The sequence below is a fragment of the Burkholderia sp. FL-7-2-10-S1-D7 genome (assembly GCF_001524185.1).
In the GTDB taxonomy this organism is placed as follows: Bacteria; Pseudomonadota; Gammaproteobacteria; order Burkholderiales; family Burkholderiaceae; genus Burkholderia; species Burkholderia diffusa.
Genome location: NZ_LOWY01000074.1, coordinates 1 through 22,637 on the forward strand (window position 1 = coordinate 1; position 22,637 = coordinate 22,637).

Here is a 22,637-nt window from a genome sequence, read left to right on the forward strand (position 1 = left end):
TCTTTCACCGATTGAGTTTGAGCGGCGCTACGCGCTAAACGGCTCGTGAGTGTCTATGAAACTCTGGCCGGTCCACGTCCTTAAAGTCAGGCGTCAGGTTACGCAATCGTCCTCAAACGCTCCACGGTTTCCCGCGATGAACCTTTTTTTTATTGCAGTGATGCGTCAGTTCACCTACAATCGCGGCCGCGGGGTGGAGCAGTCTGGCAGCTCGTCGGGCTCATAACCCGAAGGTCATAGGTTCAAATCCTATCCCCGCAACCAACAGCGAAGCCCGCTCTGCGACAGCAAGCGGGCTTTTTGCTTTGTGCCAGCACGTGTTCGAGTGGCATTTGAGGCGGGGTTTAAGTTGAAGGCCGAAGGCGACTCGAGAGGCTTGCCTGGTTGGCTGGGCATTGCCCCGGGTTGGACCGCCCGCCTGGCCTTGTCGGCTGGAGTTGGTAGTTCGAATCTCATTACCCGACCATTTATTGAAGCCCGCAAGGTGAAAGCCTCGCGGGCTTTTTCGTTTATGCGTCCAATCCGCATGAGGCACGCCTATGGCCGCCCGCCCGATGAAGCCCTGCAAGCACCGGGGATGCGGTGCGCTTGTTACGGATGGTAAGTCGCATTGCGATCAGCACGCGCCCGAGGCCGTCAAGTGGAAGCCGGATACCGTTCGCGGCAATCGCCATGCGCGGGAATACGGAAGCGCGTGGGAACAGATCAGAATGCGCATCCTGCACCGTGATGCTGGCCTTTGTCAGCCCTGCCTGCAAGCTGGGCGCGTGACGGCAGCAACTGCCGTCGACCATGTTATCTCGAAGGCGCGAGGTGGGACCGACCGCGACGAGAACCTGAAAACGATCTGTCGTGACTGTCATGCTGGCAAGACGGCGCGCGAGCGCTTCATGCAGGCATGGCTGCGCGGCTTGCAGCCGATGAGCACGGCTAGCTCCGACGTTGTGAGGTAGGGACTCATCGCCGCACCATAATGCAAAGGTCGGCGCGGCGCCGGACCCCTGACATGTACGCGTCGAGATCGCCCGTCATGACGACATACGTGCACGGCGCGGCAGGGATGCCGAGATAGCCGTCGCGCTGCATCACGTGCTTCTCGGTGCCAGCGAGCATATAGTTCGGCAGCTTGACGCGCTGGCGGCGCACGCGGTCGAGCGAACCGGCGGCGACGAGCTGCTCGAGCACCGGCCGCAGTTCCAAACCGCTTCGCGAGATCGGAGGGGCTCTGCACTTCGCGTTATTGGACGCGAAGTACTGATCGTACGTATCGCAATCGACGTTGTTCTCCATGTGGACGAATGCGGATTCGATACCGAATGCAGCGAAGAGCGTCTCGTAGTTCGCATCTATGTCGAGGTTTGGGACTGCCGGGTGCGACAGCATGTCGTACTTGTCGCGCACGATCGCGCGCGGCGCAGACCTTCGAGTCTTGCCAGTGCGGTTGCGCGCAGGGTGTCGGTGGTGGTCATAGTGTGGTCCTCAGGGTGTCGGAAGGTTGTATTGCATTCGTGCTAGGCTCCGAGGCACATTGCGGAGGTTGTCATGCAGCGAACAATCCAGTACCGCGGCTTTGAAATTGATGTCCAACTGACTTCATCCGCTCCGGACATGTACGACGTCACCTTCCAGATAAAGGGTCACGACAATCTCGGTATCCTTGGTGCGCGTGGACATCGGATACAGATTCGAAACGGCCCATTTACCCGACGCTGGGCATACCTCGTGGCCGAGATCGCGGGTCAGGCGGCGATTGATGTTTTGCTTGGTCCCGCCGAGTGATCTGCGTCCTCGGCCGTCAATTCGAGCGCTAGGCCTTTTCCTGGGCTAAGGTTCTCGGCCGGCGTGCCGTTATCTGCTGAGGACAGTCCTCGTGCCTCGAATGCTGTTCTGATTTCTTGCCCGCTCACGTTCCGCGTGAGCGGGCTATTTTCGTTTTGGGTGGTCATGGTGTGGTCCTCAGGTGGTCGAGCATCAGCCGCGGATGCGATGAATGCCTGAACGAGCACAGGTTCGTCTCAATGCGCCATGCCAAGCGACTGATTGAGGAATGGAGTATCGAGTACAACACCGAGCGGCCTCATAGTTCGCTCGGCTATCTGACGCCTGTGCAGTTCGCACAGGCGCACGATGCAAAGCAGCGGTTTTTTGACCCTGACCCAAGAAATAGTCCAGTTCAAAAGTAGAGAAATTCGGCCATCCGTGTGAATCTCAAACGCCTTGAACACGGGAATCCTGACACCCCCCGCACTGCATGGCCATCGACGGCTTTGGATGCTAGTTGAGCCGCAACGAATATTGGACGGCCAACCGTGGAGCGTTGCATCTCGCCGGCCCGGCGCCGCCTGCTTCGGCTGATCGGTCTCTGCTGCGCGCGACAATACAGCGAAAACGCGGCTCGCTGAAGCACGAAACCGGAAGGCGATGCGAAGAAAAGTAAGATCGCCCCCATTTTTCTATCAAGCGAATCACTTTTCAGACATATCTGATATGAGTCGCGATTGTCGGCTGGTATACAAATTTATACCTATCGCCGCCAGCACCACAAATGAAACATCGCGACTACAGCTGCTACCTTCACGGTCAAACGGAATGCATGAAGCAGCTGCTCCAGTATTTCGCAGCCCGATGCCACGGGAAGACCAGAATCCTCGATGTGCCGTCAGGTTCCGGCGTGTTCGCCGTATCATTGCATGCGGTCGGCCATGATGTAGTGCAGGCAGGCATCCATGGCTACGAGGATTCCGTCGTAGCCTACATGGAGGCTCCCCTCGCGTTTCAGAATGACGAGTTCGGTGCAATCACGTGCCTTGAAGGGGGCGAACACATACCGAATCCGGAGAATCTCAATTCGGAGTTGGTTCGCGTAACGCGGCGGAATGGCATCATCATCGATTCAACGCCGAATGTTTCGAATCTGCATTCGCGCTTGCAGTTTCTCTTTACCGGTACTTTCTTCCAGTTCGATGCGCGTGGTGTGCGCCAGACTCACGGGGCGTCGATTGGTCGTGGCCACGTGAGCCCGTTCACGCCGCTTCAACTGATCTATGTGTTTGGTGCGATGGGCTGCACGCTCAAGGATATCCGCATCGATCGCTGCAAGCGCATGGCGCTGCTCCTGTTTTACCTGCTCCTGAAGTCCATCTCGATCCTGTGGACCCGGAAAATCACGGGTGGAACTGCCGTCGGAACATGCCCGGCGTTGCGAGTCTTAGCCGCCTCCTGACGGGATTCACGCCGATTTTCGGTCGATCGCAAATTTTGATCTTCGAAACAATGCAGTGACCGAGATGCGCCGATACATAGGCCATGAAAAAACCGTCGCGAACCAGCTCCGAGAATCGTGGCTCTTCCAGTCCGACACATTCAGTCGAAATATGATGCGGAACTTCTGGCTCGAGTTACTCATAACTGCATGCACAGCACCTTCGTTAGCACATCATTTCCGTACAGAACGAATGGCAAAAATCTGCCGAAAAATCGGCCTGCCATGCAACATCAATTTTTGGACGATGGTGTTTCATCCTCGCTATTGGCACCTCCGGAGTTTGAGGCAGTGGGAGGTTCATCTTACGTGTCAAGAAGATGCCGAGGGCAAACTGATACGCGACTAAACCGTCGCCGACTCATTGTGTGTTGACTCTTCGAATGCTGAGCTGAAATCTGCAGATTGGCGGAATAAGCCAGTGACTTGGCATAAATCACCAAAGATTAACACTCTTACATTGGTGTAATATTGCGATTCCTCGTGCCCTCAGCTTTGAAGGGCCGTTCGGTCCCGACAACCCGGAAGGCGTCGGGACATTTTTTTGCCAGCGGTGCCCTCGTGCAGCATCTTGTGCGAGTCGCGATTCAACCCACCGTCGAAAATATCGGCGCGGACAGGGTTCATCTTTCGGGGCTTGAGGGCAAGGTCCGCGCGATTGGCGTCTACGAGCACAATGGATGCGATTGGCAGGCGCTGAAACCAGCTTCGTTGGCTCGACGGAAGTCGCTGACCGGATCTATGTGATCGAAGCCTGCCGGCCTGCCGGCACCGGGTCCAGCGTTCGCACGTTGCACGACCCATTCCGCAAGCGACGGAAAAGACGACGCATTGCGCCAGTCACTCGCCGCAATACCGTATCAGCAAATCCGCCTCCGTTTCATGTACCTCGACCGGCAGGCTCGTCGCCCCGGCATACGCCAGATATCGCGCGCGATGCTGACCGTTTCGGAACGACGCGACGCCGACTTTCGACAGCCCCGGAATGCCGAACAGCGTCCGCGTTCTCGTCTCGCGAAAGGTGATGAAGGGCATCTCGGGAATCCGGGCTTGGGCCGGGTTGAGGAAGTCGCGGATGCCGGCGGCCTTGCCGGGCGCCCAGTACTGAACCGATGGCAACACATAGTCCGTGGTGTCGCGATCGGCGCAGGCGAGCAGTTTCGTCAGGTCGACCGTCACGACGCGATGTCGCGAGTCGTCGGATGCGAATACACGCTTGAGATGCGTGGAGGCATAGGCGGCATGCCCCGGAAGCTGGATGATCCAGACATCGACACCATCATGTTGTGCCCGAGCGAGTGACATTGTTTCCTTGGGGGGCAAGTGATTTTTGTGGCGGGAGTGTAGCAGCACGGCCACAGCCGCTGAGCAGTCGGATATCCGGAATCGACAGGGCGAGATCATGCGCGACAGACCGCGGCGCGGAATCGATCACGCAATGGATACGGGACGCGACAGCCACGTATTTTCAGTCGAGGTCGAAAGCTCGCGAGAACATCGCGATACTGCTTGCACGGAATGACGTGCAGCCCCGGATTCACACAAGACTCGCGCAGCGCGTGAAGCCGGACCGGCGCAGCGCGTCATAACCCCCGTCCTGCAAGCGGCCGACGGGCGTGATGATGATCGGGGCCATCGTGTTGCTCCCCGTGATCCGCGTGATTGCCGCACAGGCCTTAGGCGTCGGGCTTGGACCGTGGCGTGCTGCATGCTGCGCCAGGCACGCGGACGCTCCGTATGAAAGGGTGAGTTGCCGCACAGACGGTCGCACGGGGCACGATCACAATCTGGCCGGTTGACCGTTCTACCCCGGCCCGGTCAACCATTTCCCCGCTCGCTCGCGCAGGAGCGGGGGCTTTTTCCCCGCACGACGCATGCAAGCCGCGTCGGCGGAAACGGACAGGCGTTCGGCAGGCGGCGTCTCGCGCCACGGCATCCGTTCGCCCGATCCGCATGAATCGCTTTCCTCGTGCCTGAGCGGTTGCTTGGGCCCATCGCCGGTTACGGCCGGCGATGCCTTGGTCCCGGCAGCGCACCGTCGCGCTGCCGGGATGCTTTTTGTACCGAACCCGTCAAGGTCCGACACGCGCGCAACGCGCGTGTCGGACGGATCAGCCCGCCTGTTCGACGCTGGTTTCCCAGCCGTCGTATTCGCCGCCGAGCGAGCGCACCTCGCGATTGATCTCGAGCGTATGGTGCGTGATGTCGGCCAGCACCATCGTGCCTTCGTGCGCAAACCTCACGGCCGATTTGCCGTCCTCGGTCGGCGCGACCGATTCGACCAGATAGCCTTTCGACTCGGCCCAGTCGGCGAACTGGTGCGCGTCGCTCGGTTCAGGGAAGTAAGCCCAGTGCATCACGCGGCGGCTCACGTCGCTCACGTCGCCTTTCTGCCGCAGCGCATCGAGCACGCGCACGTCGCGCATCAGTTGCCAGTCGTCGTCGGTCGGGTAGAGCGTGCGCCAGTACGTTTCCTTGTCCGGATCGTCCTGGTACGCGTACTGAAGCGCGTAGGTCGTGTGCTCGGCCAGCGAGTCGACGATCTCGGCTGCGGCTTCCTCGTCGAACGGCACGTAGAACAGGAAATCCTGGTTGCCTTCGACCGTGATGCGGCCGACCTGCACGCCGTTTTTCGCGGTCACTGCGGCGTCCAGCAGATCTTCGACTTTCGTGAGACCGGCGAACTCGTCGCTGCTCGGCAGGCCGTCGGGCGTCGGATGCTCGAGCGTGACGCGCACGCTGAACAGCGACGTGCGCGGATCGCTTTCGGCGATTTCCGCAAAGCCGTGATTGAAGCTGATGAAGGCCTGATGGTCGCCCATTCTGGCAGGGAAGGTTCCCCAGGCGTCGGTCATGTGTTTCTCCCGTGCACGATTGTCTGTTGACGGTTGCAAAGCGTCCCAATGTATCATCGAAAATCGCGTTGGCCGAAGCCGCGTGCGGGGATGATCGTGCGTCAGGCTGGTCCGGTGGCGGCACGAATTCACGTGCTGTCGCGCCATCGCCGGTTTCCATCGTCCGGCGTTCGTCCGGCCGCAATCGTTTCGAAGGAGATTCCGATGTCGATGTTCGCGGTGAATGGTGTCCGAATCGACGTGCTCAGCGCGCGTGTGACGCATGTGCGCTGGGCAGCCGTCAATCCGGCGGACCGGTCGTGGGCGGCGACGCCGAGCGAGGCGTCGGTGGCGGAAGTCGCGCGTGCGCTTGCAGCGGGTAACGACGTGTGCGCAGTATTCGACGAAGCGGACGGGACGGCGGTGGGGCCGAGACTGAAGCGCGTGCTCTATCGCGACGCGTCGGAAGGGATCGAACTCGACATCGATGCGACTAACGAGTCGCGTACGCTGCGTGACCTTCCGCAGATCTGAGAAAAAATGTTTGCAGGGGTGTCGATTTCCGTCGAGTCCGCCCGTCGTAGCATCGGAGGCGTGCGCATCGTGCGTCCGTCCCGATTTCCGACACGATAACCGACTGAAGGAGCGACACTCATGGCCACGTCCGTCAACCCGATCCCGGAAGGGATGCGCACGCTGACACCGCATCTGATCTGCGCCGGCGCAGCCGCCGCCATCGACTTCTACAAGCGTGCGTTCAACGCGACCGAACGGTTTCGCCTGCCGACCCCGGACGGTCGGCTCGCGCACGCGTGCCTCGCAATCGGCGATTCGACACTGATGCTCGTCGATGAAATGCCGGAGCACGGCGCACTCGGGCCGAAGACGCTGAACGGCACGGCGGTCTGCCTGCACCTGTTCGTACCGGACACCGATGCGGCGATCGCACGGGCCGTCGCGGCCGGCGCGACAGTCAGGATGCCGGCCGCCGACATGTTCTGGGGAGATCGCTATGGCCAAGTGGAGGATCCGTTCGGCCATCGCTGGTCGATCGCGACCCACCAGCGCGACCTGACGCCCGAGCAGATCGCGGAAGCGATGGCGAGCGCGCCGCCGTGCGGAAGCTGACCGAACGGCACGTATCGGACCGAACGGGGCTTGCGGCAGCGGCGGCGCGTATGGGCGAGCGGTTCATCCGTGCTCAGGCGCCGGCGGCTTTGCGGCGCTGCTTGTCCTCGTACATGTGGCGATCGGCCGATTCGAGCAGGTCGGCCACGGTGCAATGTTGCGCGGGATCGTATGCCACGTAGCCGACACTGAACCGGATCGCATAGCCGCGTGCGTCGGCCGCGTTGCGCAGCGCGAGTGCCTGCGTGACGCGCTCGATCGGCTCGCCGATGTCGGCCGGATCGCTGCCGCTCAACAGCACGACGAATTCGTCGCCACCGAGTCGGGCGATCACGTCGCTGTCGCGCAGCGCGCCGGTCAGCGTGTCCGCGAAGGCCGTGAGCGCGCGGTCGCCTTCGGCATGGCCGAAGCGGTCGTTGATCGCCTTGAAGTCGTTCAGGTCGAAGAACAGCAGCACCGCGTGCCGGCCCACGCGTTCGCACAGGCTCAGCACGTGGCGCGCGAGAATCTCGAAGCCGCGCCGGTTCGTCAGTTGGGTCAGCTCGTCGGTCGTCGCGAGATGCAGCGCCGCGATTTCGCGTTCGGTCATGTGCGCGAGATCACCGAGCAGCGCGAGTTCGTCGACGGAGAGTTCGCGTGGCCGCGTGTCGATCAGGCACAGCGTGCCGACGGGTGCGCCGTTCGGCGCGGCAAGCGGCCGGCCCGCGTAGAAGCGGATGCCGGGCTGGCCGGTGACCATCGGATTGTCGTGGAAGCGATCGTCGTTGAGCGCGTCCTGGATCACCATCGTTTCGTCCGCGAGCAGCGCATGGGCGCAGAACGAGACGTCGCGCGAGGTCTGCGCGGCGGCGAGACCCGGATGACTCTTGAACCACTGGCGATTCTCGTCGACGAGGCTGACGAGTGCGATCGGAACGTCGAACAGCCGGCGCGCGAGGCGCGTGAGGCGGTCGAACCGTTCTTCCGGCGGCGTGTCGAGGATCGACAATGAATGAAGCGTCTCGAGCCGGGCCGCCTCATCGACCGGTTTGGGAGCAATCTGCATGGGCTTTTGTCTCTGGTCCCGGCTGCGGAGCCGGTCATCAATCGTCTGTATGTCACTCGGTGCGTGCGCAAGCCCGTCCGCGCATTCCTGCCGATATCGCCGCGCACGCCGAACAGTATCGCGCATTCGCCATTGCGCTGCACGTCGTGTCGTGCGTCGCATGCCGGGCACGCAATTCGATGCCCGGCGGCTCAAGCTCTTCGGCGCGATGCCGTAAACACGCCAAGATCAATTGCTCATCCACCGCACCATGGTTCGAATTCTGTACGCGGGGTATCTCGCGTTGGCGCTGTATCTGCTCTATCCGATGGTTCAGGACACGCTGGCCGTCAGTGCGGACTGTGTGCTCGGCGCGCTGCCGGGCGGGACTCGCGATCGACCGCAGCCTTCGGCTAGCGATGCGCGTGCGCATGCGAGCTGGTGTGTCGCGACCACGCAGATCGCGGAGCGATCACCCGACATCCACTGATTTCATCAACCGATTCCACCGATCGCGGCGCCGTCATGCCCGGTATGCAGGCCATTCGGCCAGATTGACCGGCGTGCCATGCGCACCGATCATCGACGACATCCCGGCGCGAATGCCCGCAACGATGCGCGTCGGCCGCGCCGCATGCGAACGGTGCCTGACATCGCACGCGTACGAACGGTCAGTACGTCGAGCGGTACGGCGTACCCTGGTCGAAGCGGCTTTTCCAATGCGCAAGGTAGCGCGACGCGAGTTGCGGATTGTTCCAGACCACGACGACGTTTTCGGAATTGCGGCTGGCGGCCGAGGCGCTGTAATTGAACGAGCCCGTCTCGACATGCTCGGCATCGACCACGACATACTTGTCGTGGTGGATCGCATAGGCGTCGATCGTGCGTGTCGGAATGCCCGCGTTGACGAGCAGGTTCAGTGCCTGCTTGCTGCTCTTCGCGCGATTGCCCTTGTCGTCCACGACGACCGCGACATTCACGCCGCGGCGCTTCGCGGCGAGCAGCGCGCGCGTGACGGGCGGCGACGTGAACGAGTAGGCGGCCACGCGAATCGAGGTGCGCGCGGCGCCGATTGCCTTCAGCACGAGCGCCTCGGCACCGCCATCGGGCGAGAACGCAGATTCGACAACCTGCGTGGCGGGCGCCTCATGTGTCGGGGCCGGCAGAATTCGCGCGATGAAGTCGATCGCCTGCTGCAGCAGCGATTCGTTTTGCGTCTTGCCGAAGGCGGCGAAGGGCGTGGCGAGCAGGGAGGCGGCGAGACAGGCAGCGGCGAGGCGTTGGCGCGACAACATCTTGGACAGCGAATGATTTTGAGACAGCGGGCCGTGAGTGTAACGCAGACACGGCGGCGCGGTCACGCGCGGATGCGAATGCGCGACATCGTGTGACGGTCCGTCGCGGTCGACGCGATGACGTTCATCGTGCCGAGCGGGAACTGCATGGGCTCCGTGATCGTGCGGCGCTGCCATGCGGCACGACACCCGCTTCGCGCCATGCGTCAGGCATCGAGCGGTCCGGCCGCCTCGCGCGCGATCCATCCGGGTCCGGGCTCCGGCTGCACGTCGTGCGCGTCAAGCGGCTCGCCGCACGCCGAGCACACCGCGACCGCGTGCATCAGCTGACCGCAGGTGCGATGGCGCAATTGCACCGGCGGGCCCTGGCCGTCGTCCTTCCAGCGATCGCCCCATGTCATCAGCGCGAGCAGGGCCGGGTAGAGGTCGAGGCCTTTTTCCGTCAACCGGTACTCGAAGCGCGGCGGGCGCGCCTGGTACGCGCGCTTGACCAGCACGCCTTCGTCGACGAGGCGCGCGAGCCGCTCGGCCAGTACGTGGCGCGTGAGTCCCAGTTGCGTCTGGAACGCATCGAAGCGGCGGCAGCCGAGAAACGCGTTGCGCAGGATCAGCATGGTCCACCGATCGCCGAGCACGGCGAGCGTGCGCGCGACCGAACAGTTCAGCGTGCCGATGTCATCCCATTTCATGATCGATTCTCGTGCGGCGGTTCAGCGAAGGAGCGGGTTGGATTATAGAACTTGCCTTCGGTTGCAACGGGCGGTGGTTACGTTGACAAGCCCGGGGCGGTTGTCAATAATGAGTTCCAATTTAGAACTTACTCGCGCGGCGACGCGCGTTCAATCAGGAGACAACCCGATGAATCCGCTTTCCCTGTCCGGTCTCGAACTGCTGCGCGCGGCCGCGGCGGGCGACCTGCCGCTCGCGTCGATCTCGGAAACGATCCCGATGAGGCCGCTGGGCGTCGAGCTCGGTTACGTGAAGATGTCCGCGCGTGCGGACGGCCGGCACCTGAATCCACTCGGCGGCGTACACGGCGGGTTCGCCGCGACGGTGCTCGACTCGGTCACGGGCTGCGCGGTGCATTCGATGCTCGACGCGGGCGTCGGTTACGGCACGGTCGACCTCCACGTGAAAATGCTGCGCCCCGTGCCGCGCGACGTCGACCTGATCGCGGAGGGGCGCGTGATTCACCTGTCGCGTTCGCTCGGCGTCGCGGAAGGCACACTGAAGACGCCGGACGACAAGATCGTTGCGCACGCATCGGCGACGTGCTTCATTCAGCGGCCGCAATGACGCAGCGGGTGCCGTCCTGATATCAGCCCGGCCGTCCGGCCTCATCCGGACCATGCACGCGCATGCGAAAGCCCCCGTACCGCGAATGAGCGAGGGGCGGGCGCACATCGAAGGCGGCCTGTAAGCGAACGCATCGGCCGTCTGAAGCGCTCGCTTCAATGTGATAGCGTTTCTGCTTTCCACTGACGCGACAGGAACAGCATGGAATACCGCACACTCGGCGATTCAGGCATCGAGGTCAGCCTGATCGGTCTCGGCACGATGACGTGGGGCGAGCAGAATTCTGAACGCGACGCCCACGAGCAGATCGATTTCGCGCTCGGGCAGGGCGTCACGCTGATCGATGCCGCGGAAATGTACCCGGTGCCGCCGAAGCCCGATACCCAGGGACGCACGGAGCAGTACATCGGCACCTGGCTCGCGCAGCATCGCGCGCAGCGCGACCGAATCGTGCTCGCGACGAAGATCGCGGGCCCGGCGCGGCAGCCGCACAATCCGCGTCATATTCGCGGCGAAGGCAACCAGTTCGACCGCAAGAACCTGACCGAGGCGCTCGACGGCAGTCTCAAGCGCCTGCAGACCGACTATGTCGACCTGTATCAACTCCACTGGCCCGATCGCAGCACGACGACATTCGGCCGCCCCGCGTATCCGTGGGTCGACGATGCGTACACGGTGCCGATCGAGGAAACGCTGGGCGTGCTCGCGGAATTCGTGAAGGCCGGCAAGGTCCGCGCGATCGGCGTGTCGAACGAAACGCCGTGGGGCGTCGCGCAGTTCCTGCGCGCGGCGGAGAAGCTCGGTTTGCCGCGCATCGCCAGCATCCAGAATCCGTACAGCCTGCTGAACCGCACGTTCGAAAACGGCCTGTCCGAGTTCACGCATCGCGATGGCATCGGCCTGCTCGCGTATTCGCCGCTCGCGTTTGGCTGGCTGTCCGGTAAGTACGAGAACGGCGCGCGTCCGGCCGGCGCGCGCATCACGCTGTTCGAGCGCTTCCAGCGTTACAGCAAGCCGCAGGCCGTCGAGGCGACGTCGCGCTACGTCGCGCTCGCGAAACGACACGGGCTGTCGCCCGCGCAGCTCGCGCTCGCGTTCGTCAACAGCCGGCCGTTCGTGCGCAGCAACCTGGTCGGCGCGACGTCGCTCGCGCAACTGAAGGAGAACATCGGCAGCATCGACGTGACGTTGTCCGACGAGATCCTCGCCGAGATCGACGCGCTGCACGAACTGCAGCCGAACCCGGCACCGTAAACGGCGAGCGGCCCGCGCGGCACGGTGCCGCGACGGGCCGCGTCCGGCGCGCATTGCCGCGCCGCGGTTTCCGTCGAGAGCGGGGTCAGCGCATCCCGAGCCGCGTGCGCGCGACCATCAGTGCGACGAGACTCAGCACCGCGCAACCCATCAGGTACAGCGCCGGCGACAGCCGGTTGCCGGTCGCGCTGATCAGCCACGTGATCACGAACGGCGCGAAGCCGCCGAACAGCGTGACGCCCGCGTTGTAGCTGACGGCGAGGCCGGTCGCGCGGGTCTGCGACGGAAACAGTTCGGCCATCAGCGCCGGCAGCGCGCCGCAGTAGGTCGCCTTCAGCAGCCCGATCCAGATCAGCGCCGCGAGCATCGTCGCGAACGACGCGTGATGCGTGAGCCACACGAACGTCGGCCATACGGTGGCGAGCATCAGCAGGGCTGCCGCCGCCATCACGCGGATCCGCCCGGTGCGATCGGACAGATGGCCGACGAGCGGCGTGACGAGCGTCAGCACGAAGCCGGTCGCGAGCGTCGCCGCGAAGCCCGTCGATGCGGGCAGTCCGAGCTGCTTGATCGCATACGTCGGCATGTACAGCACCATGTAGTTGATCGCGGTCGAGATCACGAGCACCCCGATCGACAGCAGCACGCGCATCTTCTGGTCCGCGAACAGCTCGCGCACGGGTGCTTCGGAGCGCGCCTGCGTTTTGAACTCGATCCCCTCGTCGACGTAGCGGCGGATGTAGAGCCCCACTGGGCCGATCGCGAGGCCGAACAGGAACGGCACGCGCCACCCCCAGCTTTCGAGTTGCGCGACGCTCAGCGTCGATGTCAGCAGCGCACCGAAGCCCGATGCGAGCAGCGTCGCGAGGCCCTGGCTCGCGAACTGCCAGCTCGACATGAAGCCGCGCCGCTGCGGCGCGTGTTCGACGAGGAACGCGGTCGAGCTCGCGAATTCACCGCCGGCGGAAAAGCCCTGCATCAGCCGCGACAGCATGATCCCGAGCGGCGCGAGGATGCCGATCGATGTGTAGGTCGGCATGAGCGCGATCAGCAGCGTGCCGGCCATCATCATCACGATCGACAGCAGCAGCGACGCCTTGCGGCCCGCGCGGTCCGCGTAGGCGCCGAGCACGAAGCCGCCGATCGGCCGGATCAGGTACGACAGCCCGAACGTGCCGAGCGTGAGCAGCAGCGACGTCGCTTCGCTCGTCGTGGGGAAGAACAGCTTGGCGATCGTCACCGCGAAAAAGCCGTAGACGATCAGGTCGAACCATTCGAGCGCATTGCCGATCGACGCGGCGAAGATGATGCGCCGGATCTTCGCGGCGCTGGGTCGCGCGGCGTCCTGCGAGGTCAGGGTGGTCGTATTCATCGTGTGAGCAGGTCCCGAGAAAGGGGCAAAGCGCGTTACAGGGCGGCACCGGCCGCGGCGGGTGCCGCGTGGCGAACAGGCGGCGCGGCCTCGCCGAGATCCCAGAAGAGGCCGGCCATCATCTGCAGTCCCTCGCGCACGACGCTCGCGAGCAAGTGCTCGTCGGGCGCGTGCTGCGAGCACGCCGGATACGAGTGCGGCACCCACAGCGTCGGCAGCCGCAGCGTATCGGCGAATACTTCGTTTGGCAGCGTGCCGCCGAGGTTCGGCAGGATCGCGGGCTTCTTGCCGGTCGTGCGCGCGAGCGACGCGACCGCCCAACGGACCCACGGATCGTCCGGCGACAGGCGCGTCGCGGGCGCGCCGCGTTCGACGTCGATCTCGATGTCGGCGAAACCGTGCGCATCGAGATGCGCGCGCAGGTGCGCATGCAGCGCTTGCCAGTCAGTGCCGACCACGAAACGCAACTGGCAATGCGCGTATGCGACCGGCGGAATCGCATTGACCGGATGGTCGGGATTGCCAGCCTTGAACGCGAGAATCTCGAACGTGTTCCAGCCGAACACGCGCTCGGCGGCGGAGAGGCCCGGCTCGCCCCAGTCGGCGTCGAGCGCGGGATCGCCGGGACCGCCGCCGACGGACAGGTCGGCGAGCGCGGCGCGTACGGCGGCCGGGATCGGCGGCGGGCGCAGCCCGGCGACACGGATTGCGCCGCGCGCGTCGACGAGGCTCGCGAGCGCATTCGCGAGCACGGTCGCCGGGTTGCGCAGCAGGCCGCCCCAGTTGCCCGAGTGATGGCCGCCGTCGCGTGCGCGCAGGCTGAGCTTGAAGTTGACGGAGCCGCGCGAGCCGAGGAACACGGTCGGACGTTCGGCGGTGACGCGCGGTCCGTCGGACGCGATCAGCACGTCGGCCGCGAGCGCGTCGCGCTCCTGGCGGCACAGCGCGTCGAGGCCCGGAGACCCCGTCTCCTCACCCATCTCGATCAGCAGCTTCGCGTTGAAGCCGAGCCGGCCGCCTCGCGCGTCGAGCACGCTCGCCAGCGCGGCCAGGTTGATCGTGTGCTGGCCCTTGTTGTCGGCACTGCCGCGGCCGTACCAGCGATCGCCGTCGACGGTCAACGTCCACGGCGACAGCGGCGCGCGCCATTGCGCGTCGTAGCCGCGCACGACGTCGCCGTGACCATAGACGAGCACGGTCGGCAACGCGTCGTCCTCGTGGCGCGACGCCAGCAGGAACGGGCCGCCGCCGTCGACGGGGTTCTCGACGATGCGCGACGTGAAACCCAGACGCGTGGCCTCCGGCGCGATTTCGTCGGTCAGGTAGGCGCGCAGCGCGGCGCTCGAGCCGCTGTCCTGGCTTTCGGTGCGCAGGCCGACGCGGCGGCTCAGGGTCGCGAAGACCGCGCCCGATTCGAACTGGTTCAGCGCGTGCTGGATGGCGGCGGTACGGCTCAAGACGTGTCTCCTGTATCGGTTTTACGGCGGGCGCGGCGCGCACGGCCTAGAGTGCGATCGATTCTAGAAAGCCGTTTTCTTTGTCACAATGATCGAATTTCGAACATTACTTTGCCGAAAAGGCAAAGCGGAGCGGCCTGGACGACGGGCCTGGGGACAGAACGATGGCGGTTTTCCTGCATGGTCTTGCGTTGCGGTATTTCGTCGAGGTGGCGCGCACCGGGTCGATCAGCGACGCTTCCACGAAGTTGCACGTGGCCGTCTCGGCGATCAGCCGGCAGATCGCGAAGCTCGAGAGCGAGCTCGGCGCGCCGCTGTTCGAGCGCCGGCCGCGCGGGATGGCGTTGTCGGAGGCCGGCGAACGGCTGCTGGGTTTTGCGCAACGCAGCCTGCTGGAGGCCGAGCATGTGATGAAGGAAATCGGCGGGCTGGAGGCGCTGCACGGCAGCCTGTTGAAGGTCGCCTGCTCGGAGGGGTTCGCGATCGATTTCCTGCCAGGCGTGCTGGCAAGCTTCAAGGCGCGCCACCCGGGCGTCGATTTCTCGGTGTGGGTTGTGTCGCCGGCGGAGGCGACACGGCGCGTGCGCGACGGCGATGCAGACATCGGCCTGACGTTCAGCCTCGCGCCGGAGCAGGGCGTGCGCGTCGAACACACCGAGCGTGCGCCGGTCTTCGCGCTCGTGCGGCGCGACCATCCGCTCGCGGCGCGCGATTCGGTGTCGCTCGCCGATGTCGCGCGGCATCCGCATGTGCTGCCCGAGGCCGGCACGACGGTGCGCCAGCTGATCGACATCGCGTGCGTGCTCGACGGGCTCATGCTCGAGCCGGAACTGACCAGCAACAACACCGCGGTGATGTACCGCTACGCGCAGCGTACCGGCGCGGTGATGTTCACGGGGCTGCTGTCGGTGCGCGACCGTTTCGACGCGGACGGCTTCGTCGCCGTGCCCGTCACGAATCCCCAGTTGCGTGAGCGCAGCATCCAGGTGCAGACCATGGCGGGGCGCGATCTTCCCGCGTCGGTGCGCGCGTTTCGCGACCATCTGATCGACGTGATGAGCCGCGCATCGCCCCCGCCGGTCGCCGTGCGCGGCCCGTGACGCCCGGGCATGAGATAATCGCAAATCCGCCTTCCATGCCCGTGCGGCTCGCCGAGCCGCATCGCCCCTGTTCGACGCCAAATTGAAGAACCTGATTGTCACCCTCGATCGCGCCGGCGAGTTCGACGAGATCATCGACGTGCGCACGCCGCTCGAGTACGCCGAGGACCATATTCCCGGCGCGCTGAACGCGCCCGTGCTCAGCAACGAGGAGCGCGTGATCGTCGGCACGATGTACCGTCAGGTGTCGCCGTACGAAGCGACGCGCGTCGGCGCGGCGATGGTCGCACGCAACATCGCGCGCCATCTCGACACCACGTTCGCCGACCGTCCGCGCAACTGGCGGCCGCTGATCTACTGCTGGCGCGGCGGCAAGCGTTCGGGTTCGATGACGAACTGGTTCAACCTGATCGGGTGGCAGGCGCGCCAGCTCGAAGGCGGGTACAAGGCGTACCGCCGCTCGGTGTGCGCGACGCTCGATACGTTGCCGACGCGGTTTCGCTACATCGTGCTCGTCGGTCACACGGGCTGCGGAAAGACGCGGCTCCTGAACGCGCTGCGCGACGAAGGGGCACAGACGCTCGATCTCGAGGCGCTCGCGAGGCACCGTGGCTCGCTGCTCGGTGCGCTGCCGGGTGTGCCGCAGCCGACGCAGAAGTCGTTCGATTCGGGGCTCGTCGGTACGCTCGAGCGTTTCGACCCCGCGTGGCCCGTGTTCGTCGAATCGGAAAGCCGCAAGATCGGGCTCGTGCAGCTGCCGCTCGCGTTGCTGGACGCGTTTCGCGCGGGGCCGTGGGTGCAGGTCGAGGCGGCGCATGACGAACGTATCGCTTTCCTGCTCGAAGACTACGCCCATCTGTTCGATGACCCGGCCACGTTCAAGTCGCAGCTCGATCGACTGATCGGCCTGCATAGCCGCGAAGAGGTCGCGCGCTGGAACGCTCTGATCGACGCGAACGAGCGCACGGAACTGTTCCGCACGCTGATCGACAAGCATTACGATCCTGCGTATGCGCGCACCTATCGTTCGTCGTACGACAAACCGAATCGCGTGCTGACGTTCACGTTCCGGCCGAATGCGGCCGACGGGCGCCAGCAGGCGCGCGCGCTGCTCGACGCGCTCGCGCTGGCCGGGCTGCCGTCATCGCCGGCTGGCGGCGCGGCGGCGGGAACCGATACCGACAACAACCCCACAAGCACCACACGATGACGACCACACGCCCTCAACCCAGTCCAGCGCTCGGCTGGATGACCTTCCTGCTGATCGCGGTCGCGGGACTGTTCTACGTGAAATGGTTCCCGTATTACAACAAGGCGTTCGTCGCCGCCGAGCATCATTCGATCGGCCAGTCGATCCTGATGGGCACGTCGGCGAGCGCTCCCGAGCCGTCGCTGAAGGCGGCGCTCGACTACGCGTGGGCGTACGGCAAGGCGATCTGGCAGGCCATGGTGCTCGGCCTGCTGCTCGGTTCGGCCGTGCAGGCGCTGCTGCCGGCGCACTGGGTTGCGCGCGTGCTCGGCCGCACGGGCTTCGGCAGCGTCGCCGCGGGCGGCCTGCTTTCGCTGCCCGGCATGATGTGCACGTGCTGCGCGGCGCCGGTCGTCGCGGGCCTGCGCGCGCGGCACGCGTCGCCGGGCGGCGCGGTCGCGTTCTGGCTCGGCAACACGGTCTTGAATCCGGCCGCGCTGGTGTTCATGGGCTTCGTGCTCGGCTGGCACTGGAGCGCGCTGCGGCTCGTGCTCGGCGTCGCGATGGTATTCGGGATCGGCTATCTGCTGAACCGTGTCGCGCGCCCCGAGGACCGCAGCGTCGACGACGCGCAACTCGCCGCGCTGGCGGCCGAGCAGGCCGCCGCGGGCAATCCGTTCGTCCGCTGGATCAAGCTGCTCGCACGCATGGCCGTGCGGCTCGTGCCCGAATACATCGTGCTCGTGCTGCTGCTCGGCGCGGCGCGCGCGTGGCTGTTCCCGCATATCGGCCCGGACATCGGCAATCATCTCGGCTGGATCATCGCGTTCGCGGTCGCGGGCACATTGTTCGTGATCCCGACGGCCGGCGAGGTGCCGATCATCCAGGCGATGCTATCGCTCGGCATGGGCGTCGGCCCGGCTGCCGCGCTGCTGATGACGCTGCCGCCGATCAGCGTGCCGTCGCTCGCGATGCTCGCGCGTTCGTTCAAGCCCTACATGCTGGCGATCGTCACGGGCCTTGTCGTCGTGTTCGGGATCGTGAGCGGGCTGCTCGCGATCGCGTTCGGGTTCTGACGGACACGCGGGCGGGCCTGCGCGATGGCTACCGTGCCGCGCGCCGACCGATCCCGCCGCGCGACGGCCGTATTCATCCGGCGCCGCCGCTTCACGCGTGCGGTGCCCTTTACAAGAAGCAAACAGGAAAACGCATGACCCAACCGAAGATTCATCCTCGACTCGAAAAGGCGCTGACGCGCGGCGATCTCGCGATCCGCCAGGCCAATTCCGCGCGGGCAACTGCCGTGCTGAACGCGCTCGGCACGATGATCATCGAAGCCTCCGCCACGATCGGCGTCGAGGCCAGCATCGACATTCCGCAGGGCGACCGCATTTACGATCCGGTGAACGGCCTGTGGCCGCAGAAGATGCTGGTGTCGTTCGACGGTCCGGTCGACGAGGCCGACGCGGAAGAGCTGCGCGCGGTCTATCTCGTCGCCGACGACCCGGGAACGCAGTTCCGCGTCGAATGGCATCGCGCCGACGGCAAGCTCGGCCGCCACGAAGGCGGCCCGCTGGCGACCGTCGCATTCCTGACCGACGTCGAGATCCCGTGGAGCGACGACGACGAATAACGTCGTCGCCGTTTCACTGCAGCATCGAGCGGGCGCCGTGCGCGCCGGCCGTCAGCGCATCATCCGCCGCCGGAACAGCCACGCGGAGACCACGAATCCGCCGACCGCATAGCCGGCGAGCACCGCGAGATGCAGGCCGACGTCCGCCGCCGGCCGGCCGAGCATCGCGGGGCGGATGAGTTCGACCGCGTTCGCGAGCGGCAGCACGTGTGCCGCGTGCTGCGCGACCGGCGGCAACTGCGTGATCGGGAAGAACACGCCCGACAGCAGCAGCATCGGCGTCAGCACGAGCGTCTGATAGAACATGAAGAAGTCGTAGGACGGCGCGAGCGCGGTAACGATCATCGCCGTGCTCGCGAACGCGAGGCCGGCGAGTGCGATCACGGGCAGTGCCGCGAGCATCGACGGAAACCGCGCATAGCCGAGCAGGCCCGCGACGAGCATGATCGCGACGCCGGACAGCAGCGCCTTGCTTGCCCCCCAGACAATCTCCCCGAGCACGATGTCGCCCAGCGCGAGCGGCGTGTGCATGATCGCTTCCCAGGTGCGCTGCACGTGCATTCGCGAGAAGCCCGAATACATCGATTCGAAGCTCGCGGACATCATCACGCTCGAACTGACCGTGCCGGCCGCGAGGAACGCGATATACGACACACCGTCGACGTGGCCGAGCATCAGGCCGAGCCCGAACCCCAGCCCGAACAGATAGATCATCGGATCGGCGAGATTGCCGAACAGCGAGGCGAGCGCGAGCTTGCGCCACACGAGGTAGTTGCGTCGCCAGACGGCAATCCAGTTGGTGGCATTCGCGGGCAGCGCGATCGCGAAGCGTGATTCGCGTGGCGGTGCGGACGGCGCGGCGGCGGAATAGTTGCGTACGTCCATGATCGATCAGTCCTGCATTTCGCGGCCCGTGAGCCGCAGGAACACGTCCTCCAGATTGGCCGGACGGTGCAGATAACGCAATCCCGTGCGACCCTTGAGTCGCGCACTGAGCGGCTCGGGATCGGTCACGTAGCAGAACAGCGTCTCGCCGCTGATCTCGGTGTGCTTCGCGAACGGCGCCAGTTCGTCGCGCAGCGCGACCGGGTCGAGCCCGTAGATCTCGATCACGTCGCAGCCGATCTCCGATTCGATCAGCGCGTGCGGCGCGCCTTCGGCGATCTTGCGGCCTTCCTCGATCACGCACAGCCGGTCGCACAGGCGCTCGGCTTCTTCCATGAAATGCGTGGTGATCAGGATCGTCTTGCCGCGCGCGAGCAGCGACCGCAACCGCTCCCACATCAGGTGCCGCGCCTGCGGATCGAGGCCCGTCGTCGGCTCGTCGAGCACCAGCACGTCGGGATCGTTGACGAGCGCGCGTGCGAGCGTCAGACGGCGCTTCATGCCGCCCGACAATTCGCCGACCTTCGCATCCGCCTTGTTTTCCAGCTTCGCGAATTCGAGCAGGGGTTGCACGAGCGCACGTGCGGCGTGTGCCGACATGCCGAAATAGCGGCTGAACACGAGCAGGTTTTCGCGGACCGTGAAGTCGGGGTCGAGGTTGTCGAACTGCGGGACGACACCGACGCGCTGGCGCGCATGCCGTGCGCGTGACGGAACCGGCTCGCCGCAAAGTGAAATGGTGCCGGCGTCGGGATACGCGAGGCCGAGCAGCATCTTCAGCGTCGTGGTCTTGCCGGCGCCGTTCGGCCCGAGCAGGCCATAGCATTCGCCGGCCTGCACGTGGAAGGACAAATCGTTGACGACGAGCTTGTCGCCATAGCGCTTTTCGACGTTCCGGAAATCGATCGGTGCAACGGACATGGGCAGGTTGTCGTTGTAAGCGGACGCGGACGCGTTTCGCGGCCGGTCGGACGGGCATGCCGCCGGCGAACGGATCGGGTGAATGCGTGTCACATGAGCATGACCGAGGCGAACGCACGTCGACGGCACGGACGGGCCATTCTAGTGCATCGGCTGCGTCTCTTCAGGGCGGGCTCGCGCGGCACGGTGCATGCGCACACGGATCGTGCACCGCACCATCGCCGACGCGCCCCGCGTGGCGAATCAGCGTTTTCCATCCCTTGCGTCCGGAATTGCGGCGCACCATGATGAGTGCATAGGGTATGAAGTCGCGATAGGGAGGTCTCATGGCTAGCTACAACAAGATTCTGCTTTGCTACGACGGCACGCTCGAAGGACGCAAGGCATTGCGGTGCGGTGCCAATCTTGCGCTGGACCTGAAGGCGGAAACGCATTTGTTGTCGGTCGTCGACATGCGCTCGAGCATCGCGCAAAGCGCAGGGCTGCTGACCGACGTCGCGTGCGGCCGCTTCGAGGAAACGGCGCGCGAGATACTGCAGGAAGGCGTGGACTGGCTGCGCGAGCGCGGCGTTCAGGCGGAAGGCCATTTCGCATTCGGCTATCCGATCGACGAAATCGCGAATCTCGCGACGGAATTGAAGGCCGACCTCGTCGTCGTCGGCCATCGGTGCCGCAGCGGGTTGTCGAGATGGTGGATGGGTTCGGGCAACACGCAACTGCTCGATCGCGTGAACTGCAGCATTCTGGTCGCATGTTCGTCGGCGGAAGAGCAAAAGGCCGAGATCGCACGTGAACGCGAAGCGGCCACCGCGAGCGGCAAGTGACGCAACGATAGTGTGGCCGGCCGGGTCGTATCGCGATTCGTGCCGGTCGCGCGCAGTGCCGCTAGCGGCATCCACGCCGATTGCGGCCGATCAGGCGTGCAGGTCGATCGCGGACAGCTTCCACGAGAACAAGCCGAAGCGGTGGAAGATCGCCGCATAGCGTGTGCCGTCCGCGCTGCGCTGGTAGGTCACGACAAATTCATCGATATTCCGGTAGCCGGCGCTCGTTTGCTGCGGATGGGCCGCCTCGCCGGAGTTGGCCGGTGCGGGGGCGGTGGTTGGCGCAGATGCGGCGGCGGCGGTGGCATTGCTGGCCGGTACGAGGGCGCTCGCCGGATTGGCCGGCGGCGCGGCCGGTGCATTGGCGGGCGCAGCACCTGACGGCGGGCCCGACCATTCGGGCGGTCGTTCGCCCGGATTGCCGCGTGGGGGAATGCCGCTCATCAGCGCCGCTACACCTTCCGGTGTCGCATAGGCATCGACCAGGGGGCCGATCAACGCAGATCCGATCAGCGCGCCAATCACCGCGAACGGATTGTCCTTCTTCACTGCGTCGATTCGGCGCATCAACTCTTCCGTGACCTGCTGCTTGAGGCTGATGCGCAGCGACGGAAAATCGACGTACTCGCTGACCGCTTGCGCATCGCGCGCATCGATCGCCGATTTCAGGCGACCGAGCGCGACGTACGGCGATGCGTACGCATAACCGATCGCCATCAGGACGGCGATGGCCAGCACGACGATCAGCAATGGCTTGAGCCGCCACGCGCGGCCCGAAGATCCAGTCACGATGCCTCCGGTGCGGACATGTTCCGCAATCAGAGACCGCCGTTCGTGGCCGATCGTTCCTCGGCGATGCAGCGATCGATCATCCGGCACACGGCATCGATCGTCCCGACCATGATCAGGCGCGACCGGCCGTGATAGACGCGCACGGGCGCACGGCGCGCCGGTTCCGCGTGATTCAGGCCGCCGTTCAGCGAGACCCGCGCGAATGCGGGAAGTGCTGACGGCAGCAGCGACGCCTGCCGTTCAACTGCGACTTCTTGGCTCACCACGGGCGCCGCAGCGGACAGCGGCGCGCAGGGCGTGCGGCCGCGCAGGTGACGCAGGCGGCCGAATTGACGGAAAGGCAGCAGACGGGAAAGGCGTTCCATGATGTT

26 protein-coding genes and 1 tRNA gene are annotated in these 22,637 nt (G+C 65.0%); 15 read left to right on the top strand and 12 right to left on the bottom strand.

The genetic code is table 11. From position 1 onward, the window contains the following. Positions 1-187 precede the first annotated feature (187 nt). Positions 188-264, top strand: a tRNA-Met gene (locus tag WS75_RS22365). 275 nt (positions 265-539) lie between these two features. Beyond that, complete coding sequence (locus WS75_RS22370) at positions 540-953, top strand: HNH endonuclease (protein WP_082729702.1); 414 nt, start codon at positions 540-542, stop codon at positions 951-953. A gap of 4 nt (positions 954-957) precedes the next feature. Here WS75_RS22370 and WS75_RS22375 read toward each other — a convergent pair whose 3' ends face one another. Next, positions 958-1,290, bottom strand: coding sequence for a hypothetical protein (locus WS75_RS22375; protein WP_179948938.1), 333 nt, complete (start codon positions 1,288-1,290; stop codon positions 958-960). A gap of 252 nt (positions 1,291-1,542) precedes the next feature. Between WS75_RS22375 and WS75_RS22380 the strand changes: the two genes are divergently transcribed. The 3 genes from WS75_RS22380 (at position 1,543) to WS75_RS22385 (ending at position 3,223) form a co-directional block, all read left to right on the top strand. Beyond that, the gene (locus WS75_RS22380) at positions 1,543-1,779 is read left to right on the top strand and encodes a hypothetical protein (protein WP_059683247.1); all 237 of its coding nucleotides are present in this window, start codon (positions 1,543-1,545) and stop codon (positions 1,777-1,779) included. A gap of 170 nt (positions 1,780-1,949) precedes the next feature. Then, entirely contained in the window at positions 1,950-2,183 is a 234-nt protein-coding gene (locus WS75_RS32680; protein ID WP_373558511.1) for an integrase core domain-containing protein, read from the top strand. Positions 2,184-2,545: 362 nt separating this feature from the next. Beyond that, the gene (locus tag WS75_RS22385; RefSeq protein WP_059683249.1) at positions 2,546-3,223 is read left to right on the top strand and encodes a class I SAM-dependent methyltransferase; all 678 of its coding nucleotides are present in this window, start codon (positions 2,546-2,548) and stop codon (positions 3,221-3,223) included. An 879-nt stretch (positions 3,224-4,102) separates the two neighbouring features. Here the strand turns inward: WS75_RS22385 and WS75_RS22390 are convergent. Together WS75_RS22390 and WS75_RS22395 are read right to left on the bottom strand one after the other, a co-directional pair. Then, positions 4,103-4,567, bottom strand: coding sequence for a plasmid fertility inhibition factor family protein (locus WS75_RS22390; protein ID WP_059683251.1), 465 nt, complete (start codon positions 4,565-4,567; stop codon positions 4,103-4,105). An 806-nt stretch (positions 4,568-5,373) separates the two neighbouring features. Beyond that, positions 5,374-6,117, bottom strand: a complete 744-nt coding sequence (locus WS75_RS22395) for a DUF695 domain-containing protein (protein WP_059683253.1) — start codon at positions 6,115-6,117, stop codon at positions 5,374-5,376. 204 nt (positions 6,118-6,321) lie between these two features. Here WS75_RS22395 and WS75_RS22400 point away from each other — a divergent pair, with 204 nt between their 5' ends. Together WS75_RS22400 and WS75_RS22405 are read left to right on the top strand one after the other, a co-directional pair. Next, the gene (locus tag WS75_RS22400; RefSeq protein WP_059683704.1) at positions 6,322-6,630 is read left to right on the top strand and encodes a hypothetical protein; all 309 of its coding nucleotides are present in this window, start codon (positions 6,322-6,324) and stop codon (positions 6,628-6,630) included. A gap of 120 nt (positions 6,631-6,750) precedes the next feature. After that, entirely contained in the window at positions 6,751-7,224 is a 474-nt protein-coding gene (locus tag WS75_RS22405; RefSeq protein WP_059683254.1) for a VOC family protein, read from the top strand. 73 nt (positions 7,225-7,297) lie between these two features. On the opposite strand, the gene WS75_RS22410 is transcribed toward WS75_RS22405, so the two are convergent. After that, complete coding sequence (locus WS75_RS22410) at positions 7,298-8,269, bottom strand: GGDEF domain-containing protein (RefSeq protein ID WP_059683256.1); 972 nt, start codon at positions 8,267-8,269, stop codon at positions 7,298-7,300. 250 nt (positions 8,270-8,519) lie between these two features. On the opposite strand from WS75_RS22410, the gene WS75_RS22415 reads away from it, so the two are divergent. After that, complete coding sequence (locus tag WS75_RS22415; RefSeq protein ID WP_059683707.1) at positions 8,520-8,738, top strand: hypothetical protein; 219 nt, start codon at positions 8,520-8,522, stop codon at positions 8,736-8,738. A gap of 181 nt (positions 8,739-8,919) precedes the next feature. Here the strand turns inward: WS75_RS22415 and WS75_RS22420 are convergent, their stop codons facing one another. Together WS75_RS22420 and WS75_RS22425 are read right to left on the bottom strand one after the other, a co-directional pair. Then, on the bottom strand, positions 8,920-9,543 hold the full coding sequence (locus WS75_RS22420; RefSeq protein WP_059683258.1) for a phospholipase D family nuclease: 624 nt from the start codon (positions 9,541-9,543) through the stop codon (positions 8,920-8,922). Positions 9,544-9,749: 206 nt separating this feature from the next. Then, positions 9,750-10,232: a winged helix-turn-helix transcriptional regulator gene (locus WS75_RS22425; RefSeq protein ID WP_059606626.1), complete on the bottom strand. Its 483-nt coding sequence runs from the start codon at positions 10,230-10,232 to the stop codon at positions 9,750-9,752. 169 nt (positions 10,233-10,401) lie between these two features. On the opposite strand from WS75_RS22425, the gene WS75_RS22430 reads away from it, so the two are divergent. Next, positions 10,402-10,839 carry a PaaI family thioesterase gene (locus WS75_RS22430; protein ID WP_059606628.1) on the top strand — a complete coding sequence of 146 codons (438 nt, stop codon included), beginning with the start codon at positions 10,402-10,404 and terminating at the stop codon, positions 10,837-10,839. 201 nt (positions 10,840-11,040) lie between these two features. After that, positions 11,041-12,093 carry an NADP(H)-dependent aldo-keto reductase gene (locus tag WS75_RS22435; protein ID WP_059683260.1) on the top strand — a complete coding sequence of 351 codons (1,053 nt, stop codon included), beginning with the start codon at positions 11,041-11,043 and terminating at the stop codon, positions 12,091-12,093. An 85-nt stretch (positions 12,094-12,178) separates the two neighbouring features. Here WS75_RS22435 and WS75_RS22440 read toward each other — a convergent pair whose 3' ends face one another. Beyond that, positions 12,179-13,465, bottom strand: a complete 1,287-nt coding sequence (locus WS75_RS22440) for an MFS transporter (RefSeq protein ID WP_059683263.1) — start codon at positions 13,463-13,465, stop codon at positions 12,179-12,181. Between the two features lie 35 nt (positions 13,466-13,500). Further along, positions 13,501-14,922: a M20 family metallopeptidase gene (locus tag WS75_RS22445; protein ID WP_059683265.1), complete on the bottom strand. Its 1,422-nt coding sequence runs from the start codon at positions 14,920-14,922 to the stop codon at positions 13,501-13,503. 164 nt (positions 14,923-15,086) lie between these two features. On the opposite strand from WS75_RS22445, the gene WS75_RS22450 reads away from it, so the two are divergent. The 4 genes from WS75_RS22450 (at position 15,087) to WS75_RS22465 (ending at position 18,844) form a co-directional block, all read left to right on the top strand. Beyond that, positions 15,087-16,022: a LysR family transcriptional regulator gene (locus WS75_RS22450; protein WP_059683267.1), complete on the top strand. Its 936-nt coding sequence runs from the start codon at positions 15,087-15,089 to the stop codon at positions 16,020-16,022. Between the two features lie 82 nt (positions 16,023-16,104). Beyond that, positions 16,105-17,232 carry a tRNA 2-selenouridine(34) synthase MnmH gene (gene mnmH, locus WS75_RS22455; protein ID WP_059683269.1) on the top strand — a complete coding sequence of 376 codons (1,128 nt, stop codon included), beginning with the start codon at positions 16,105-16,107 and terminating at the stop codon, positions 17,230-17,232. After that, a complete protein-coding gene (locus WS75_RS22460; RefSeq protein ID WP_059683271.1) occupies positions 17,229-18,287 on the top strand; it encodes a permease in 1,059 nt (352 codons plus the stop codon). Before mnmH ends, WS75_RS22460 begins: the two co-directional genes overlap by 4 nt. A 134-nt stretch (positions 18,288-18,421) precedes the next feature. Next, the gene (locus tag WS75_RS22465; protein ID WP_059449632.1) at positions 18,422-18,844 is read left to right on the top strand and encodes a hypothetical protein; all 423 of its coding nucleotides are present in this window, start codon (positions 18,422-18,424) and stop codon (positions 18,842-18,844) included. A gap of 51 nt (positions 18,845-18,895) precedes the next feature. Here WS75_RS22465 and WS75_RS22470 read toward each other — a convergent pair whose 3' ends face one another. Both WS75_RS22470 and nodI read right to left on the bottom strand, forming a co-directional pair. After that, the gene (locus WS75_RS22470) at positions 18,896-19,729 is read right to left on the bottom strand and encodes an ABC transporter permease (RefSeq protein ID WP_059683273.1); all 834 of its coding nucleotides are present in this window, start codon (positions 19,727-19,729) and stop codon (positions 18,896-18,898) included. A 6-nt stretch (positions 19,730-19,735) separates the two neighbouring features. Next, positions 19,736-20,650 (bottom strand): nodulation factor ABC transporter ATP-binding protein NodI, encoded by a 915-nt coding sequence (gene nodI, locus WS75_RS22475; protein ID WP_059606650.1) that lies wholly within the window; start codon positions 20,648-20,650, stop codon positions 19,736-19,738. A 326-nt stretch (positions 20,651-20,976) separates the two neighbouring features. Here nodI and WS75_RS22480 point away from each other — a divergent pair, with 326 nt between their 5' ends. Next, a complete protein-coding gene (locus tag WS75_RS22480) occupies positions 20,977-21,474 on the top strand; it encodes a universal stress protein (RefSeq protein WP_059683275.1) in 498 nt (165 codons plus the stop codon). A 90-nt stretch (positions 21,475-21,564) separates the two neighbouring features. Here WS75_RS22480 and WS75_RS22485 read toward each other — a convergent pair whose 3' ends face one another. Continuing rightward, entirely contained in the window at positions 21,565-22,263 is a 699-nt protein-coding gene (locus tag WS75_RS22485) for a DUF2939 domain-containing protein (RefSeq protein ID WP_059683277.1), read from the bottom strand. A gap of 29 nt (positions 22,264-22,292) precedes the next feature. After that, positions 22,293-22,631, bottom strand: coding sequence for a hypothetical protein (locus WS75_RS22490; RefSeq protein WP_059683279.1), 339 nt, complete (start codon positions 22,629-22,631; stop codon positions 22,293-22,295). Positions 22,632-22,637: the final 6 nt, after the last annotated feature.

What these genes read in the sequence shown, in the direction of transcription:
- WS75_RS22370 (WP_082729702.1), top strand. Translation starts at nt 540, where the DNA reads ATGGCCGCCCGCCCGATGAAGCCCTGCAAGCACCGGGGATGCGGTGCG.
- WS75_RS22375 (WP_179948938.1), bottom strand. Translation starts at nt 1,290, where the DNA reads ATGGAGAACAACGTCGATTGCGATACGTACGATCAGTACTTCGCGTCC.
- WS75_RS22380 (WP_059683247.1), top strand. Translation starts at nt 1,543, where the DNA reads ATGCAGCGAACAATCCAGTACCGCGGCTTTGAAATTGATGTCCAACTG.
- WS75_RS22385 (WP_059683249.1), top strand. Translation starts at nt 2,546, where the DNA reads ATGAAACATCGCGACTACAGCTGCTACCTTCACGGTCAAACGGAATGC.
- WS75_RS22390 (WP_059683251.1), bottom strand. Translation starts at nt 4,567, where the DNA reads ATGTCACTCGCTCGGGCACAACATGATGGTGTCGATGTCTGGATCATC.
- WS75_RS22395 (WP_059683253.1), bottom strand. Translation starts at nt 6,117, where the DNA reads ATGACCGACGCCTGGGGAACCTTCCCTGCCAGAATGGGCGACCATCAG.
- WS75_RS22400 (WP_059683704.1), top strand. Translation starts at nt 6,322, where the DNA reads ATGTCGATGTTCGCGGTGAATGGTGTCCGAATCGACGTGCTCAGCGCG.
- WS75_RS22405 (WP_059683254.1), top strand. Translation starts at nt 6,751, where the DNA reads ATGGCCACGTCCGTCAACCCGATCCCGGAAGGGATGCGCACGCTGACA.
- WS75_RS22410 (WP_059683256.1), bottom strand. Translation starts at nt 8,269, where the DNA reads ATGCAGATTGCTCCCAAACCGGTCGATGAGGCGGCCCGGCTCGAGACG.
- WS75_RS22415 (WP_059683707.1), top strand. Translation starts at nt 8,520, where the DNA reads ATGGTTCGAATTCTGTACGCGGGGTATCTCGCGTTGGCGCTGTATCTG.
- WS75_RS22420 (WP_059683258.1), bottom strand. Translation starts at nt 9,543, where the DNA reads ATGTTGTCGCGCCAACGCCTCGCCGCTGCCTGTCTCGCCGCCTCCCTG.
- WS75_RS22425 (WP_059606626.1), bottom strand. Translation starts at nt 10,232, where the DNA reads ATGAAATGGGATGACATCGGCACGCTGAACTGTTCGGTCGCGCGCACG.
- WS75_RS22430 (WP_059606628.1), top strand. Translation starts at nt 10,402, where the DNA reads ATGAATCCGCTTTCCCTGTCCGGTCTCGAACTGCTGCGCGCGGCCGCG.
- WS75_RS22435 (WP_059683260.1), top strand. Translation starts at nt 11,041, where the DNA reads ATGGAATACCGCACACTCGGCGATTCAGGCATCGAGGTCAGCCTGATC.
- WS75_RS22440 (WP_059683263.1), bottom strand. Translation starts at nt 13,465, where the DNA reads ATGAATACGACCACCCTGACCTCGCAGGACGCCGCGCGACCCAGCGCC.
- WS75_RS22450 (WP_059683267.1), top strand. Translation starts at nt 15,087, where the DNA reads ATGGCGGTTTTCCTGCATGGTCTTGCGTTGCGGTATTTCGTCGAGGTG.
- WS75_RS22460 (WP_059683271.1), top strand. Translation starts at nt 17,229, where the DNA reads ATGACGACCACACGCCCTCAACCCAGTCCAGCGCTCGGCTGGATGACC.
- WS75_RS22465 (WP_059449632.1), top strand. Translation starts at nt 18,422, where the DNA reads ATGACCCAACCGAAGATTCATCCTCGACTCGAAAAGGCGCTGACGCGC.
- WS75_RS22470 (WP_059683273.1), bottom strand. Translation starts at nt 19,729, where the DNA reads ATGGACGTACGCAACTATTCCGCCGCCGCGCCGTCCGCACCGCCACGC.
- nodI (WP_059606650.1), bottom strand. Translation starts at nt 20,650, where the DNA reads ATGTCCGTTGCACCGATCGATTTCCGGAACGTCGAAAAGCGCTATGGC.
- WS75_RS22480 (WP_059683275.1), top strand. Translation starts at nt 20,977, where the DNA reads ATGGCTAGCTACAACAAGATTCTGCTTTGCTACGACGGCACGCTCGAA.
- WS75_RS22490 (WP_059683279.1), bottom strand. Translation starts at nt 22,631, where the DNA reads ATGGAACGCCTTTCCCGTCTGCTGCCTTTCCGTCAATTCGGCCGCCTG.